Below are 15,684 nucleotides of genomic sequence, written 5' to 3'. Positions count from 1 at the left end.
ATGACCGTCCACTTCATCGGCGCCGGACCGGGCGCCGCCGACCTCATCACCGTGCGCGGGCTGCGGGTGCTGGCCCGCAGCCAGGTGTGCCTGTACGCCGGCAGCCTCGTGCCGCCCGAACTGCTCGCCGACTGCCCGCCGGACGCCCGCCTGGTGGACACCGCGCAGCTCACCCTCGACCAGATCACCGAGGAGTTCGTCCGCGCCCACGAGCAGGGCCACGACGTCGCCCGCCTGCACTCCGGCGACCCGTCGGTCTTCAGTGCCGTCGCCGAGCAGATGCGCCGCCTGGACGCGGCCGGCATCCCCTACGACGTCGTGCCCGGCGTCCCCGCGTTCGCGGCGGCCGCCGCCGCGCTCAAGCGGGAGCTGACGGTGCCGACCGTCGGTCAGACGGTGATCCTCACGCGGATCGCCCAGCAGGCCACGCCCATGCCGGAGGGCGAGGACCTGGCGACGCTCGGCCGCGGCGGCGCGCTGATCGTGCTGCACCTGGCCGCCCGCCACGTCGACCGGGTGGTCGCCGAACTCACCCCGAACTACGGCGCCGACTGCCCGGCGGCCGTCGTCGCGATGGCCTCGCGCCCCGACGAGCTGGTGCTGCGCGGGACGCTCGGCGACATCGCGGAGCGGGTGAAGGAGGCGGGCGTGGTCCGTACGGCCGTGATCATCGTCGGGCGCACCCTGGGCGCCGAGCAGTTCCGCGACAGCCATCTGTACTCGGCGGAGCGCGTCCACCGGCACGCGGCGGAGTGCGCGGCTCAGCCGCCGAGCGCGTAGTCGAACCAGATGCGGTGGGTGCCGTCGGTGTCGACGGCCAGCCCGCCGCCACCGGTGATTCCCGGCCAGCGCGCCGGTGCCGCTGCCCGGCACGACGGTGAAGAACTCCGCGGTGCGGTCCTCGCCCGACGTGGTCGCCGAGTGCGCGAAGTTGAAGGTGCCCTCGCGGCCGTTCAGCGCGCCCTCGAAGGATTCCATCGCGACGTAGGTGCCGATGCCGGTGCCCTGGTCGTATGCGGCGGTGAACAGGGTCGCCGAGCGGCCGGCGACCTCGCCCTCGAAGGTCTTCTCGATGGTGGCGACGCCGACGGGCGTCCCGGTGGTGACGGCGGGCTCCGGCACGAGCGCGGCCGGCACGAAGCTTGTGACGGTGAACGTTCCCTCGGCTCTCATGGCCCGAGCGTAGGGGCCGCCGCGCCGGCGCGCGGGTCGCTCGCCGCGGCCGGGCGTCACGACCCGCTGGGCGTGCCCCGTACAGTGCGCCCGTGAACGGCACACCGCAGCACGTCCTGATCCTCGGCGGCACCACGGAGGGCCGCGGCCTCGCGGAGGCGCTGGCCGGCGACCCCGGGGCATGGCGGGTGACCAGCTCGCTCGCCGGCCGGGTGGCCGCGCCCCGGCTGCCGCCGGGTGAGGTGCGGACGGGGGGGTTCGGCGGCACCGAGGGGCTGGTGCGGTGGCTGCGGGAGCACGCCGTCGACGTGGTGGTCGACGCCACGCATCCCTTCGCCGCCACGATGAGCGCCCACGCCGCCGAGGCCGCCGCGGCGGCCGGCGTGCCGCTGCTGGGCCTGCGCCGCCCCGGCTGGACGCCCGTGCCGGGCGACCGCTGGCACCCGGTGGACTCGCCGGCCGGGGCCGCCGCCCTGCTGCCCGCGCTCGGCGGGCGGGTGTTCCTGACCACGGGACGCACGGACCTGGCGGCCTTCGCCGGGGACACTGCCCGCTGGTTCCTGGTGCGGTCCGTCGACGCGCCGGAACCGCCGTACCCCGCGCGCATGGACGTCGTCCTGGACCGGGGGCCGTTCACCTACGACGGGGAGCGGGCGCTGATGACCCGCCACCGCGTCGACGTCCTGGTCACCAAGGACAGCGGCGGCGCGGCGACGGCCCCGAAGCTCGCCGTCGCGCGCGACCTCGGCCTGCCCGTGGTGATCGTGCGCCGTCCCCCCGCCCCGCCGGGCGTCCCGGCCGTCCCGGACGTGGCGGGCGCCCTGGAGTGGCTGCGCGGCGGGGATCAGGCCGGGTAGCGGCGCGGCGTCCAGACCACCGTGGTGCCGTCGCCGCGGCGCACGGCGCGGGTCTGCGAGGAGCCGACGAGCAGGACGCAGCGCATGTCCACGGTCGCCGGGTCCAGGTCCTCCAGCGTGGTGATCCGCACGGCCTGCTCCGGGCCGCCGACGTCGCGGGCGACGACCACCGGGGTGCCGGGCGCGCGGCCCTCCCGCAGCACCTTCAGCGCCTGTTCCAGTTGCTCCCGGCGGCTGCGGGACGCCGGGTTGTAGAGCGCGAGCACCAGGTCGGCGGTGGTTGTGGCGCGCAGCCGCTCCTCGATCACCGTCCAGGGCTTGAGCCGGTCGGACAGCGACACCACCGCGTAGTCGTGCCCCAGGGGCGCGCCCGCGAGTGCCGCCGCGGACTGGGCGGCGGTGATGCCGGGCACGACGCGCACCGGCACGTCGAGGTAGGGCTCGGCGGAGGCGGCCTCCAGCACGGCCGTCGCCATCGCGAAGACGCCGGGGTCGCCGGAGGACACGACGGCCACCCGCCGCCCGCGCCGCGCGAGATCGAGGGCGAACTCGGCGCGTTCGGCCTCGACGCGGTTGTCGGAGGCGTGCCGGAGCTGCCCGGGGCGGACGGGGACGCGGTCCATGTACGTGGTGTAGCCGACCAGTTCGTCGGCCTCGGCGAGCGCGGAGCGCGCCTCGGCGGTCAGCCACATCGGGCCGGCCGGGCCGAGTCCGACCACCACGACCTCGCCGGACGGCGCCTGCGGGGCGGGCCGTTCGTCGATGCGGCTGGGCAGGACCGCGACGGCGAAGTACGGCACCGATTCGGGGTCGACGTCGGCCAGCATCGCCAGGCGTTCGGCGTCCATGGTGGCGCGCTCGACGTAGTGCGCGTCCGCCAGCCGCCCCGCCGTCTCCAGCGCGCGGCGCACGGCGGGGAAGGTGCGGCCGAGTTTCATCACGGCCGCCGCGTCGGTGGCGGCGAGCCGGGCCGCGAGCTCCTCCTCCGGGAGTGTGCCGGGCAGGATCGTCAGCACCTCCTCGCCCTCCACCAGCGGGCGGCCGATGCGTGCGGCGGCGGCGCTCACGGAGGTGACGCCGGGGATCACCTCGGCCGGGTAGCGGTCGGCGAGCCGCTTGTGCATGTGCATGTACGAGCCGTAGAAGAGCGGATCGCCCTCGGCGAGCACGGCGACGGTGCGGCCCGCGTCGAGGTGTGCGGCGAGCAGTTCGGCGGACTCGGCGTAGAAGTCGTCCAGGGCGCCGCGGTAGCCGCCGGGGTGGTCGGTGGTCTCCGTCGTCACGGGGTACATCAGCCGCTCCTCGATCTGCTCGGGGCGGATGTGCGCCGCGGCGATCGAGCGGGCGATGCTGCGGCCGTGCCGGGCGCAGTGGTACGCGATGACGTCGGCGGAGCGGATGACGTCCACGGCCCGCACCGTCATCAGGGAGGGGTCGCCGGGGCCGAGGCCCACTCCGTACAGCCGGCCGGTGGTCATACGATCTCTTCCTGTGTGGCAAGGGCGTTGAGGGCGGCGGCCGCGATCGCGCTGCCGCCGCGCCGGCCGCGCACGATCAGGTGCTCCAGGCCGGAGGGGTGCGCGGCGAGGGCGTCCTTGGACTCGGCGGCGCCGACGAAACCGACCGGCACACCGATGACGGCGGCCGGGCGTGGGGCGCCCGCCTCGATCATCTCCAGCAGCCGGAAGAGCGAGGTGGGGGCGTTGCCGACGGCGACGACCGAGCCCTCCAGGCGGTCCCGCCACAGTTCCATCGCGGCGGCGCTGCGGGTGGTGCCGAGTTCGGTGGCGAGCGCGGGCACGGCGGGGTCGGACAGGGTGCAGACGACCTCGTTGTCCGCGGGCAGCCGCTTGCGGGTGACGCCGCTGGCGACCATCTGCACGTCGCAGAGGATCGGCGCCCCGGCGCGCAGCGCGGCGCGCGCGTCCGCGACCACGGATGGGCTGAAGGCCAGGTCGCGGACGAGGTCGGTCATGCCGCACGCGTGGATCATGCGGACGGCGACCTGTGCCATGTCCGGCGGCAGGGAGTCGAGTTCCGCCTCGGCGCGGATGATGGCAAAGGACCGGCGGTAGATCTCCGGGCCGTCCTTCTCGTACTCGGTCACGTCGTGGTCCTCGGTGGTGGTGGGGTCGTACGGCGGGCGGCGGCGACGGCGGCGGGCAGGTCCCGGACGGTCACGGCGGTGGTTGCGGGGGCGCCTGCGGGGATGCCGCTCACGGTGACGCGGTAGCGGTCGCCGGCGGTGGCCGTGACGTCGACCCGCGCGCCGTCGGGCCGGCCGCAGTGCCGGTCGCAGCCGGAGAAGTGGACGGGCAGCAGGGGCAGTCCGGTGCCGTCCGGCGCGTCGCGCACCGCGGTCGCGGCGTCCGCGCGCACGTCCGCCAGCGACTTGGCGCAGCCGGGCCGTCCCGCGCACGCGGTGACCCCGTGCCACGGCGAGTCCTCGCCGGTCAGGAAGCCCGCGTCCGCCAGGCGCCGCAGCACCTCGGGCGCCTCGGCCGCCGGGACGCCGGGGACGACGACGCCGCGCCAGGGTGTCACCCGTACCTGCCCGCCGGCCGCGGCGGCGGCCCGCGCCAGGACCCGCCATGCGCCGGTGGTCGCACGGCCCAGCCGCACCCCGGCCGACAGCGCCCGTGTCGCGCCGCCGGGTTGGGGGACGGCACCGAGCCGCGGCGCGGCCGGTCCGCCGTGCGGCGCCTGCGGAGCCGGGAGGGCATTCGTTCCGGGCAGCAGGCCCGCGACGCGGGCGCCCGTGGGGTCGACGTCGGCGAGGCGCCAGGCGCGGGCGGTGTGCCCGGCGGCGAGGGTGAGGAAGGCCTCGGCGGCGCGCACCGCCCAGCGGGGGGCGTCGGCGGCGGGGACGAGGGCGACGGGTGTGCCCGCGAGGCGGAGTTCGGCGGTGGCGCGGTCCGGCTGTGCGATCACCGTCACATCGGCGCCGAGCGCGGCGACGTCTCCGCGGCCGTCGTCGAGGGCGAAGAGGAAGCGTCCGGACAGCCCGGCGGCCGCGGGGCTCGCGCACAGCAGGGCGTCCAGTTCCCGTACCCAGGAGGCCACATCGGCGTGGCCGGTGCCGTCGAGCCCGCCCAGGGGGGAGGCGACGACATTGCGGGCCCGCTCGTGGGCGTACGAGGGGAGCAGTCCCGCGGCGGACAGCCGGTCCGCGAGTGCGGTGGCCGCGTCGGGGGCGCGCAGGCCGCGCAATTGGAGATTGCCCCGGGAGGTGAGATCGAGCCGGCCGTCGCCGAGGTCGTCGGCGGCGTCGGCCAGCACGTGTGCCTGACGATCCGTCAGCAGTCCGCCGGGTATGCGGATCCGGGCGAGCGGGCCGTCGTCGGCGGTGTGCAGCCGCAGTGCTCCGGGGCACGCGTCGTCGCGGGCCGTGCGCCCTGCCGCGGGTACGGCGAAGGCGCCGTTCACGGGGGATTCCGGGGCTGCGGGCATGGCCGCGAGCATACCGGTGGGCACCGGGGAGGTGTACGGCCCATGCAACGTCACCAGCCCTTACTATGCCGGTGGGACGGCCGCCAGGCCGCGCCCATGCCATCGACGGCGCCAGGGGAGGAAACCGGTGCGAATCCGGTGCGGTCCCGCCACTGTCATCGCGGCCCACGGGTAATGCCGGGCCGCGGGAGCCAGGAACTCCCGCCGTCACCCACCGGCCCGGGGCGCGGACCCCGAGGAAGGCACGCCCGACGTGATCCTGCTGCTCTCGACGTCCGACACCGATCTGCTCAGCGCCCGCGCGGCGCAGGGCCCGGTCCCCTACCGCCTCGCCAACCCGGCCCGGCTCACCGCGGGGGAACTGCCCGCGCTCCTCGACGGCACCGACCTGGTCGTGGTCCGTCTGCTCGGCGGGCGCCGGGCCTGGGAGGAGGGCCTGGACGCGCTGCTCGCCGGGCCGCGCCCCGTGGTCGTGCTCACCGGTGAACAGGCCCCCGACGCCCAGTTGATGGAGCTGTCCACCGTCCCGGTCGGCATCGCCGCCGAGGCCCACGCCTACCTCGCGCACGGCGGTCCCGCCAACCTCGCGCAGCTGGCCCGCTTCCTCTCCGACACCGTGCTGCTGTCCGGCCACGGCTTCGAGCCCCCGGCCCCCGCCCCGTCCTGGGGCCGCCTGGAGCGTGCCGAAGCCGTCACCGGGGGTCCGCTGGTCGCCGTCCTCTACTACCGAGCCCACCACATGAGCGGCAACACCGCCTTCGTGGAGGCGCTGTGCACCGCGATCGAGGGGGCCGGGGGCCGGGCGCTGCCGCTGTACGTCGCCTCGCTGCGCGCCCCCGAGCCGGAGTTGCTGGCCGCGCTGACCGGCGTGGACGCGATCGTCACCACCGTGCTGGCCGCCGGCGGGACCCGGCCCGCCGAGGCCTCCGCGGGAGGCGACGAGGAGGCGTGGGACGCGGGCGCGCTGACCTCGCTCGACGTACCGGTGCTCCAGGCGCTGTGCCTGACCTCGTCGCGGGCGGTGTGGGAGGAGAGCGACGAGGGGCTCTCCCCGATGGACGCCGCGACGCAGGTCGCCGTGCCCGAGTTCGACGGCCGGCTGATCACCGTCCCGTTCTCCTTCAAGGAGGTCGACGAGGACGGCCTGCCGGTCTACACCCCCGACCCCGAGCGGGCCGCCCGCGTCGCCGGGATCGCCGTGCGCCACGCGCGGCTGCGGCACATACCGCCCGCGGAGCGCCGGCTCGCGCTGGTGCTGTCCGCGTACCCGACCAAGCACGCCCGCATCGGCAACGCGGTGGGCCTGGACACCCCGGCCAGCGCGGTGGCGCTGCTGCGCAGACTGCGCGCGGAGGGCTACGACTTCGGGCCCGCCGAGGAGATCCCGGGCCTGTCCTCGGGCGACGGCGACGAGCTGATCCGCGCCCTGATCGAGGCGGGCGGCCACGACCAGGACTGGCTGACCGAGGAGCAGCTGGCCCGGAACCCGGTGCGGGTCCCGGCCGCGGACTACCGGCGCTGGTTCGCCGCGCTGCCGCAGGAGCTGCGGGACGCGGTGACGGAGCACTGGGGGCCGCCGCCCGGCTCGATGTTCGTGGACACCAGCGCCAATCCCGAGGGCGACATCGTGCTGGCCGCGCTGCGCCGCGGCAATCTGCTGATCGTCATCCAGCCGCCGCGCGGCTTCGGCGAGAACCCGATCGCGATCTACCACGACCCGGATCTGCCGCCCTCCCACCACTACCTCGCCGCCTACCGCTGGATCGCCACGGCGCGGTCCGACGGCGGCTTCGGCGCCGACGCGATGATCCACCTGGGCAAGCACGGCAACCTGGAGTGGCTGCCCGGCAAGAACGCGGCGCTGTCCGCCGCCTGCGGCCCCGACGCCGCCCTCGGCGACCTGCCGCTGATCTACCCCTTCCTCGTCAACGACCCCGGCGAGGGCACCCAGGCCAAGCGCCGCGCCCACGCCACGCTCGTGGACCACCTGGTGCCGCCGATGGCCCGCGCCGACTCCTACGGCGACATCGCGCGCCTGGAGCAGCTGCTCGACGAGCACGCGGCGATCGCGTCCATGGACCCGGCCAAGCTGCCCGCCGTCCGCGCCCAGATCTGGACGCTGATCCAGGCGGCCAAGCTCGACCACGACCTCGGTCTGGAGGACCGGCCGCACGACGCCGAGTTCGACGACTTCCTGCTCCATGTCGACGGCTGGCTCTGCGAGATCAAGGACGCCCAGATCCGCGACGGCCTGCACGTGCTCGGCCAGGCGCCCGCCGGCGCCGAGCGGGTCAACCTGGTGCTGGCGATCCTGCGCGCCCGGCAGATCTGGGGCGGCACCGCCGCCCTGCCGGGGCTGCGCGAGGCCCTGGGCCTGGACGAGTCGAAGGCCACCCGCCTGTCGGCCGACGCCGCCGAGGAGCAGGCCCGCGCACTGGTGCAGGCGATGGAGGACGCCGGCTGGGCCCCGGAGGCTGTTGCCGGGGTCGCCGAGGGCCTGCCCGGCGACGTCGCCCGGGTGCTGGACTTCGCGGCCCGGCAGGTCGTGCCCCGGCTGGCCCGGACGACCGACGAGATCGACGCCGTCGTGCACGCGCTGGACGGCGGCTTCGTGCAGGCCGGCCCCTCGGGGTCCCCGCTGCGCGGCCTGGTCAACGTCCTGCCGACCGGCCGCAACTTCTACTCCGTCGACCCCAAGGCCGTGCCCAGCCGGCTCGCCTGGGAGACCGGGCAGGCGCTGGCGGACTCACTGCTCACCCGCTACCGCGAGGACAACGACGGCACCTGGCCGCAGTCGGTGGGCCTGTCGCTGTGGGGGACCAGCGCGATGCGCACCTCGGGGGACGACGTCGCCGAGGCGCTGGCGCTGCTGGGCGTGCGCCCGGTGTGGGACGACGCGTCCCGCCGCGTCACCGGTGTGGAGGCGGTGCCCGCCGCGGAGCTGGGCCGTCCGCGGGTCGATGTCACGCTGCGCATCAGCGGCTTCTTCCGCGACGCCTTCCCGCACGTGGTGGGCCTGCTGGACGACGCGGTGCGGCTGGTCGCGGGCCTCGACGAGCCGGACGAGGCGAACTTCGTGCGCGCCCACACCCGCGCCGACCTCGCCGCCCACGGCGACGAACGCCGCGCCACCACGCGGATCTTCGGCTCCCGCCCCGGCACCTACGGCGCGGGCCTGCTCCAGCTCATCGACAGCCGCGACTGGCGCAGCGACGCCGACCTCGCCGAGGTGTACACCGTCTGGGGCGGCTACGCGTACGGCCGCGGCCTCGACGGGCGCCCGGCGCGCGAGGAGATGGAGACCGCCTACCGGCGGATCGCGGTGGCGGCGAAGAACACCGACACCCGCGAGCACGACATCGCCGACTCCGACGACTACTACCAGTACCACGGCGGCATGGTCGCCACCGTCCGCGCGCTGACCGGCCGTTCGCCGGAGGCCTACATCGGCGACTCCACCCGCCCCGAGACCGTCCGCACCCGGTCCCTGGTGGAGGAGACCTCCCGGGTGTTCCGCGCCCGTGTGGTCAACCCCCGCTGGATCGAGGCGATGCGGCGGCACGGCTACAAGGGCGCGTTCGAACTGGCCGCGACCGTCGACTACCTCTTCGGCTACGACGCGACCACCGGTGTCGTCGCCGACTGGATGTACGACAAGCTGGCCCGCACCTACGTCATGGACCCGGAGAACCGCGCCTTCCTCCAGGAGGCCAACCCGTGGGCCCTGCACGGCATGGCGGAGCGGCTGCTGGAGGCCGAGTCCCGGGGCATGTGGGCGGAGCCCGACCCGGAGGTCGTCGCGGCCCTGCGGGAGGCGTTCCTGGAGACCGAGGGCGACCTGGAGGGCGGCGAGTAGGGGGGCGCACGCCGGCTTGTGGCGCGGTGGTCGACTGGGCGTAACGCCCTCGTCGGACGGCGCTGCCATCCTGACGGTATGGACGCCACCGCGCTCGCACGTACGTTGCTGGAACCCGTACCGGCCAACAGGACCGCGGGGATCGAGGTGGTCCGCGCCGAGGACGGTGCCGCGGAAGTGGCGCTGGAGACGCCGGACGCGCTGCGGAACGTCATCGGGAGCCTGCACGCGAGCGGGCTCGTCACGCTGATCGACGCGGCCGGGCTGGCCGCGCTCGTCGCGGCCTGCGAGGAGCCCGCCCAGTTCGAGGGCGTCGTGCCGCTGGGCGCGGCGGCCACGTTGGAGTTCCTGGCGCCGGCCCGGGGGCGGCTGGTGGCCTCGTGCGTGCTCGGGGCGGACGAACGCGCGGCGCTGCGGCCCCTGCTGGCGGGGGAGAGCGACCGGGCCAGGATCGCCACGGTCGCCGAGGTCAGGGACGCGGCGGGCGAGGTGGTGTGCCGGGGCGGTTTCGACTGGAGCGTGCGCCGGCTGCCCGGTCCCCGGTAGCGCGGGTTCCGCGCGCATCGGGGAAACGCCCGGCGAACTTCTGACGGCGGGACAGGACACCCGTCGCCAGGGCCCGTTCCCGCTCGTACGGTGACCGGACCTGACCCGACCTGACCGGTACTGAGAGCACCACGGACACGGCTGCTGCACGGGGGATGCGAGAACGCGCATGGACGACTGGCTGAGTGCCGACAACATCGTGGCGGTGCTGACCGCGATCGTCGGTCTGGTGGTTTCCGTCGGGGTGGTCTGGTACGAGCGCCGGGTACCGCGCCGCAAGCGCATCGGCTACCGCGTCCAGATGGACACCCCGATCGGCAGCGACGACCCGGACGGCGAGACCGGCACGACCAATGTGCGGCTGGGTCTCTTCAACGACCTGCCGGACATGGTGGACGCCACCCTCGTCCTGCTGCGCATCGAGAACGACGGCGGCGAGAGCATCGCCGACAGCGACTACACCAACCGCGACCCGCACCGGGCCCTGAACGTGGTCTTCGCCGGCCGCCTGGTCCGGGGTGTGGCCGTCACCCAGGCCGACACCGGCTCGCTGATGGACCACTTCGCCCCGGTCGGCGGCGAGGGCGGGGTCCGCCACGAGGGCAACGTCATCCACCTGCCCCGGGTGCCGCTCAACCGGGGCCAGCACTACAAGCTGCTGGTGCTGCTCACCGGCGGCCATGTCGGCGGCGGCGTCCGGATCACCGGCGGCATCCGCGACGGTGTGGTCGTCCCCAACAAGGCGATGCCCGTCGACGCCGCGCCCCCGCTGTTCAGCCGGGCGACCCGGTGGATCACGATCCTGCTCACCGTCTGCGTCACGGTGCTGGCCACCATCATCGTCGTCCGCGAGGACGCGCCCCCGCCCCTCGACTGCGCCACCGGCCGGCTGACCGTCACCGGGTCCACGGCCTTCGCCCCGGTCATGAAGGAGATCGCCCGCCACTACGCCGCCGACTGCGCCGGTTCCGAGATCAGGGTCGAGGCGGACTCCAGCGACCGGGGCGTCCGCGACCTGGCGAAGGCCGGCGAGGCGGGCCACGGCTCCGCGGTGGTGGCGATGTCCGACGGCCCGAGGCCGGAGTCGGGCCCGTCGAAGCTCCAGGAGAACCGGATCGCCGTCTCGGCCTTCGCGCTCGTCGTGAACGACGCCATACCGGTGCGCGATCTGACGATCGATCAGATCCGTGGCATCTTCCGCGGCTCCGTCGTCAACTGGAAGGACGTCGGGGGCCCGGACCGCGCGATCTCCCTCGTCAGCCGCAACTCCGAGTCCGGTACCCGCGACATCTTCCGCAGGCGGGTCCTCGGCGGCGCGAGCGAGCCCGGGTTCACCTCCCGGGACTGCGTGACCAAGAACTTCGGCGCCGACCCGGTGATCCGCTGCGAACTCGACAGCACCGAGGACGTCCTGGCCGAGGTCGGCCAGGTCCCCGGCGCCATCGGCTACGCCGAACTGGGCGCCGCCAAGGCCTCCCCGCACGTGCACATCCTGGCGATCAACGGCCGGGCCCCCTCGACCGGCGCCGACGGCGACACCCGCTACCCCTTCAACGAGATCGAGTACGCCTACACCTACGGCACTCCCGACGCCGACTCCCTGACCGCCAGCTTCCTCCACTACCTGCGCCTCGGGCCCGGCCAGGCCATCGTCGCCTCCCACGGGCACCTCCCCTGCGACACCCCCGCGGGCTTCCTGCGCTGCGCCCGCTGACCGCCGAGGGCTTTGCCTGCCCATGACAAGAAGTGCGGACGGGCGTCACACGGTCGTCGCCCGGCGTACGCGTGGAGCCCTTTTCCTCAAGGGGCATGGACCACATCACGTTTCTCGTGGCGGTCGTGATCGTGACCGCGCTGGCCTTCGACTTCACCAACGGCTTCCACGACACCGCGAATGCGATGGCGACGTCCATCGCGACGGGAGCCCTGCGACCGCGCACCGCGGTCCTCATCAGCGGCGTGCTGAACATCGTCGGCGCCTTCCTGTCCACGGAGGTCGCGAAGACGATCTCCGGCGGGATCGTCGACGACACCCTGGTCACCCCGGGAATGATCTTCGCGGGGCTGGTCGGCGCGGTGCTGTGGAACCTCATGACCTGGCTGCTGGGACTGCCGTCGAGCAGCTCGCACGCCCTGTTCGGCGGCCTCGTCGGCGCCGTGTGGGTGGGCGCCGGCAGCAAGGGCGTGCACTTCGACAAGGTGGTCGAGAAGGTACTGATCCCCGCGGTGGCGTCCCCCCTGGTGGCGGGGATCGCGGCACTGCTCGCGACGTACCTGGCGTACCGGATCACCGCGCGGGCACGGCAGCAGTCGGTGACCCGGGGCTTCCGGCTCGGGCAGATCGCGTCGGCGTCGCTGGTGTCGCTGGCGCACGGCACGAACGACGCCCAGAAGACGATGGGCGTGATCACCCTCACGCTGATCTCCGCCGGTGCCCTCGGGCACGACGCGGGGCCGCCGGTGTGGGTGATCGCGGCGGCGGGCCTGGCCATCGGGCTCGGCACCTACCTGGGCGGCTGGCGGATCATCCGCACCATGGGCAAGGGGCTCACCGACATCCAGTCGCCGCAGGGCTTCGCGGCGGAGGCGGCCTCCACCACCGTCATCCTGACCTCCGCGCACCTGGGCTTCGCGCTGTCCACGACGCAGGTGTGCTCGGGCGGCATCCTGGGCGCGGGGCTGGGCCGCCGGCTGGCCGAGGTCCGCTGGGGGACCGCGGGCCGCATGGTGATCGCCTGGCTGGTGACACTCCCCGCCGCCGCGCTGGTCGGCGGGGTCTCGGCGAGCGTCGTGCAGCACGGCGGCACCGCGGGCACCGTCGTGATCGCCGTGGTGGCGGTGGCCGTGGCGGCGTTCATCGTCGTGCTCTCGCGCCGCAACCCGGTGCACGCCCACAATGTCAACGACACGCATACCGTGGCGCTGCGCCCCTCCGCGACCTCCGCCCCGTCGGCCGCCTGAGCGCGTCCGACCGCGTCCGACAAGGAGAAATGCGATGCACCTGGACTGGAGTGCCCTCGGCGAAGTGGCCGCCGTCAGCACTGGCGTTACGGTGGGTGTGGTTGTCGTCTTCGCACTCGGTGTCCTCGGCCTCTCCCGGGCCGAGGCCTCCCGCGACGGCGCGACCCTCTCGTACGCGACCGCGGGCCTGTGCTTCCTGGCCTGTGCCGCGGTGGTGGCGTACGGCATCTATCTGATCGTTCCCCAGTTCCACTCCTGAGAGGCGAGGCGACATGACGACGCTCCCGCACCCCGCCGATCCGGACCTGCTGGCCGGTATGCAGGTCGACTACACCGACCAGGACGAGCCCGTGCTCATCCGTCCCGACGGCACCCCCGTCGAGACCTGGCGCGAGAACTACCCGTACGACCAGCGCATGGAGCGCAAGGAGTACGAGTGGCACAAGCGGCTCCAGCAGATCGAGCTGCTGAAACTGCAGAGCTGGATCAAGGAGACCGGGCGCCGGCTGGTGATCGTCTTCGAGGGACGTGACGCGGCCGGCAAGGGCGGCACGATCAAGCGGTTCACCGAGCACCTGAACCCGCGTGGCGCCCGGGTCGTCGCCCTGGTCAAACCGACCGAGCGCGAGCGCGGCCAGTGGTACTTCCAGCGGTACGTCGACCACCTGCCGACGGCCGGCGAGATCGTCATGTTCGACCGCTCCTGGTACAACCGGGCCGGTGTCGAGCGGGTCATGGGCTTCTGCACGGACGACGAGTACCAGCGTTTCATGCGCCAGGCGCCCGCGTTCGAGCGGATGCTCGTGGACGACGGCATCGACCTGGTGAAGTTCTGGTTCTCGGTGTCCCGCGAGGAGCAGCGCACCCGCTTCACCATCCGGCAGGTCGACCCGGTGCGGCAGTGGAAGCTCAGCCCCATGGACCTGGCGTCCCTGGACCGCTGGGACGACTACACCGAGGCCAAGGTCGCGATGTTCCGCGAGACGGACACCGAGCAGGCGCCCTGGACGGTCGTGAAGAGCAACGACAAGAAGCGCGCCCGCGTCGAGGCCATGCGCAGCGTGCTCGCCCGCTTCGACTACCCGGACAAGGACGAGGAGGTCGTCGGCGTCCCCGATCCGCGGATCGTCGGTGCCGCCGCCAACCTGCTGGAGGCGGGCGAGGCCTGACCTGCCGTACGCACGGAGAACACGGCCGAGGCCGCCCCGGGGATCCGGGGCGGCCTCGTCGTCGAGCGGGGTGTGCGGGGCGTCAGTTGGTGAAGTAGATGTACTTCCAGTCGCCGTACGTCGTGGCGTTCAGGCTGTCGCCCGAGCTGCCCTTGACGTAGGAGACGCGCACCCGGGCCCGGATGCCGGCCTCGCCCGGCCCCGGCAGGGTGATGAGCGCCTTGCCGGCGGTCCCGATAGGGAAGTACTCCGTGTCGGTCGGGTACCAGGTGCCCTGGTAGTAGACCTCGACGTCGAACCGCTCCTTGCGGTTCGTGGCGTAGGTCATCGTCGTGCTGAACAGCGGCGCGGCGTTCTTGCGGAACCAGTAGTAGTTCGTCGAGCCGATCTTGCCCGTCTTGTAGTGGCGCGAGACGGACGTGGTGAGCTTGATCTGCGTGCCGACCGCGCGCGACACCGACTTCGGCGCGTAGGAGAAGTCACCGCCGAACGACGCCCAGAAGGTGGTGTTGCGGCTGAGCTTGTAGGTCACCTTCAGGTCGCCCGCGGAGTTCACCGTGCCGGTCTTGACCAGCTTCTTCGTGCCGCCCGCCGGCTGGGCCCAGATCGACACCACGCGGCTCTTGCCGGTCTTGCCGAGGTGCCCGGTGACGGTCGCCGTCGCCCCGTAGGAGTACGTCGAGTGGTTGGTCTTGATGCCGACCGAGGTGGCCAGGCGGGAAACCGCGACGGTGTCCTTGCCGGTGGCGGGGTTGTGCTGGGCGTTGCCCGCGTACGTGGCGGTGTAGGTGACGGTGCCGCCGGTGGTCGGGGTGTCCGTGAAGCTGAACGTGCCGTTGGACGCGACCGTCTTGGTGCCGAGCGACTTGCCCTTGGGGTACGTGAGGTCGGTACGGATCACCGTGACCTTGGTACCGGTCGGGAAGGACACGCTCGACGTGAGCCTGCCCGTCACCGTGATCTTGCTGGACCGCTTCGCGGAGGAGGGGGCGCTCACCGTGAGGGTCGAGGAGACCCGGGCGACGCTGACGGTGTCCTTCGCGGTGGCGGCGGCGTGCTTGGTGTCGCCGGCGTAGCTGACCGTGTAGGTGTTGCCGCCCAGCGCGGACGGTACGTTCCGGAAGGTGAACGTACCGTTGGACGCGATCCCGATGGTGCCCAGCAGCGTGCCGGACGGGTGGGCCGAGTCCGTGCGCGTCACCGTGAGCCTGGTGCCGGCCGGGAAGGGCACGGGCGAGCCGAGGGTGCCGGTGACGACGACCTCACGGCCGGGGAGGCCCGTGCTCGGGGCGTTCACCGTGAGCGTGGTGGCGGTGCGGGCGACGCTGACGCCGGCGCTGCCGGAGGCGGCGTCGTGGTCGGTGTCGCCGGCGTAGCTGACGGTGTAGGTGGTGGTGCCCAGTGCGGACGGGGTGTCCTTGAGCGAGAAGGTGCCGTCGGCGGCGACCGTCGCGGTGCCCACCGGCGTGCCGGTCGCGGCGGAGTCGGTGCGGGTCACGGTGACCGTGCTGCCGTCCGCGAAGGGCACGGAGGAGGCCAGGGTGCCGGTGAGGGTGATCTCGTCGCCGGGAAGGGCGGTGCTCGGGGCGTTCACCGTGAGCGTGGTGGCGGTGCGGGCGACGCTGACGCCGGCGCTGCCGGAGGCGGCGTCGTGGTCGGTGTCGCCGGCGTA

At 73.9% G+C, this 15,684-nt stretch carries 12 protein-coding genes, 1 pseudogene and 1 riboswitch; of the genes and pseudogenes, 8 read left to right on the top strand and 5 right to left on the bottom strand.

The genetic code is table 11. The features are described from left to right. Positions 1 to 780, top strand: coding sequence for a precorrin-4 C(11)-methyltransferase (gene cobM / locus ACIP9H_RS26140; RefSeq protein WP_401588638.1), 780 nt, complete (start codon positions 1 to 3; stop codon positions 778 to 780). 120 nt (positions 781 to 900) lie between these two features. Here cobM and ACIP9H_RS26135 read toward each other — a convergent pair. After that, positions 901 to 1,173: pseudogene (locus tag ACIP9H_RS26135) on the bottom strand (DUF3224 domain-containing protein); the annotation flags it as partial. Between the two features lie 92 nt (positions 1,174 to 1,265). On the opposite strand from ACIP9H_RS26135, the gene ACIP9H_RS26130 reads away from it, so the two are divergent. After that, positions 1,266 to 2,030 (top strand): cobalt-precorrin-6A reductase, encoded by a 765-nt coding sequence (locus ACIP9H_RS26130; RefSeq protein WP_401588641.1) that lies wholly within the window; start codon positions 1,266 to 1,268, stop codon positions 2,028 to 2,030. On the opposite strand, the gene ACIP9H_RS26125 is transcribed toward ACIP9H_RS26130, so the two are convergent. The 3 genes from ACIP9H_RS26125 to cobG are packed head-to-tail and all read right to left on the bottom strand — an operon-like array spanning position 2,018 to position 5,480. Then, positions 2,018 to 3,508 carry a precorrin-2 C(20)-methyltransferase gene (locus tag ACIP9H_RS26125; RefSeq protein WP_401588644.1) on the bottom strand — a complete coding sequence of 497 codons (1,491 nt, stop codon included), beginning with the start codon at positions 3,506 to 3,508 and terminating at the stop codon, positions 2,018 to 2,020. The genes ACIP9H_RS26130 and ACIP9H_RS26125 overlap by 13 nt on opposite strands. Then, entirely contained in the window at positions 3,505 to 4,137 is a 633-nt protein-coding gene (locus ACIP9H_RS26120) for a precorrin-8X methylmutase (RefSeq protein ID WP_401588647.1), read from the bottom strand. The genes ACIP9H_RS26125 and ACIP9H_RS26120 overlap by 4 nt, the downstream gene beginning before the upstream one ends. Continuing rightward, the gene (gene cobG, locus ACIP9H_RS26115) at positions 4,134 to 5,480 is read right to left on the bottom strand and encodes a precorrin-3B synthase (RefSeq protein ID WP_401588649.1); all 1,347 of its coding nucleotides are present in this window, start codon (positions 5,478 to 5,480) and stop codon (positions 4,134 to 4,136) included. The genes ACIP9H_RS26120 and cobG overlap by 4 nt, the downstream gene beginning before the upstream one ends. Before the next feature lie 117 nt (positions 5,481 to 5,597). Then, positions 5,598 to 5,681, top strand: a riboswitch (cobalamin riboswitch). Positions 5,682 to 5,733: 52 nt separating this feature from the next. On the opposite strand from cobG, the gene cobN reads away from it, so the two are divergent. The 6 genes from cobN to ppk2 all read left to right on the top strand — a co-directional run bounded on the left by cobN (position 5,734) and on the right by ppk2 (position 14,012). Beyond that, positions 5,734 to 9,336, top strand: a complete 3,603-nt coding sequence (gene cobN / locus ACIP9H_RS26110; protein WP_401588651.1) for a cobaltochelatase subunit CobN — start codon at positions 5,734 to 5,736, stop codon at positions 9,334 to 9,336. Positions 9,337 to 9,414: 78 nt separating this feature from the next. Then, positions 9,415 to 9,882, top strand: a complete 468-nt coding sequence (locus ACIP9H_RS26105) for a PaaI family thioesterase (protein ID WP_401588654.1) — start codon at positions 9,415 to 9,417, stop codon at positions 9,880 to 9,882. A gap of 169 nt (positions 9,883 to 10,051) precedes the next feature. Next, positions 10,052 to 11,596, top strand: coding sequence for a substrate-binding domain-containing protein (locus tag ACIP9H_RS26100; RefSeq protein WP_401588657.1), 1,545 nt, complete (start codon positions 10,052 to 10,054; stop codon positions 11,594 to 11,596). Positions 11,597 to 11,691: 95 nt separating this feature from the next. After that, a complete protein-coding gene (locus tag ACIP9H_RS26095; RefSeq protein WP_401588660.1) occupies positions 11,692 to 12,843 on the top strand; it encodes an anion permease in 1,152 nt (383 codons plus the stop codon). Between the two features lie 34 nt (positions 12,844 to 12,877). After that, entirely contained in the window at positions 12,878 to 13,102 is a 225-nt protein-coding gene (locus ACIP9H_RS26090) for a hypothetical protein (RefSeq protein WP_360904936.1), read from the top strand. A gap of 13 nt (positions 13,103 to 13,115) precedes the next feature. After that, entirely contained in the window at positions 13,116 to 14,012 is an 897-nt protein-coding gene (gene ppk2, locus ACIP9H_RS26085; RefSeq protein WP_360904939.1) for a polyphosphate kinase 2, read from the top strand. 82 nt (positions 14,013 to 14,094) lie between these two features. Here ppk2 and ACIP9H_RS26080 read toward each other — a convergent pair. Next, positions 14,095 to 15,684, bottom strand: a 1,590-nt coding sequence (locus tag ACIP9H_RS26080) for an Ig-like domain repeat protein (RefSeq protein WP_401961128.1), incomplete at its 5' end; no start/stop codon positions are given.

This window comes from Streptomyces sp. NPDC088732, from assembly GCF_044751205.1.
Lineage (GTDB): Bacteria > Actinomycetota > Actinomycetes > Streptomycetales > Streptomycetaceae > Actinacidiphila.
Note: the sequence above shows the minus strand (reverse complement) of the source record. Positions and strands in the feature narration are given on the sequence as shown.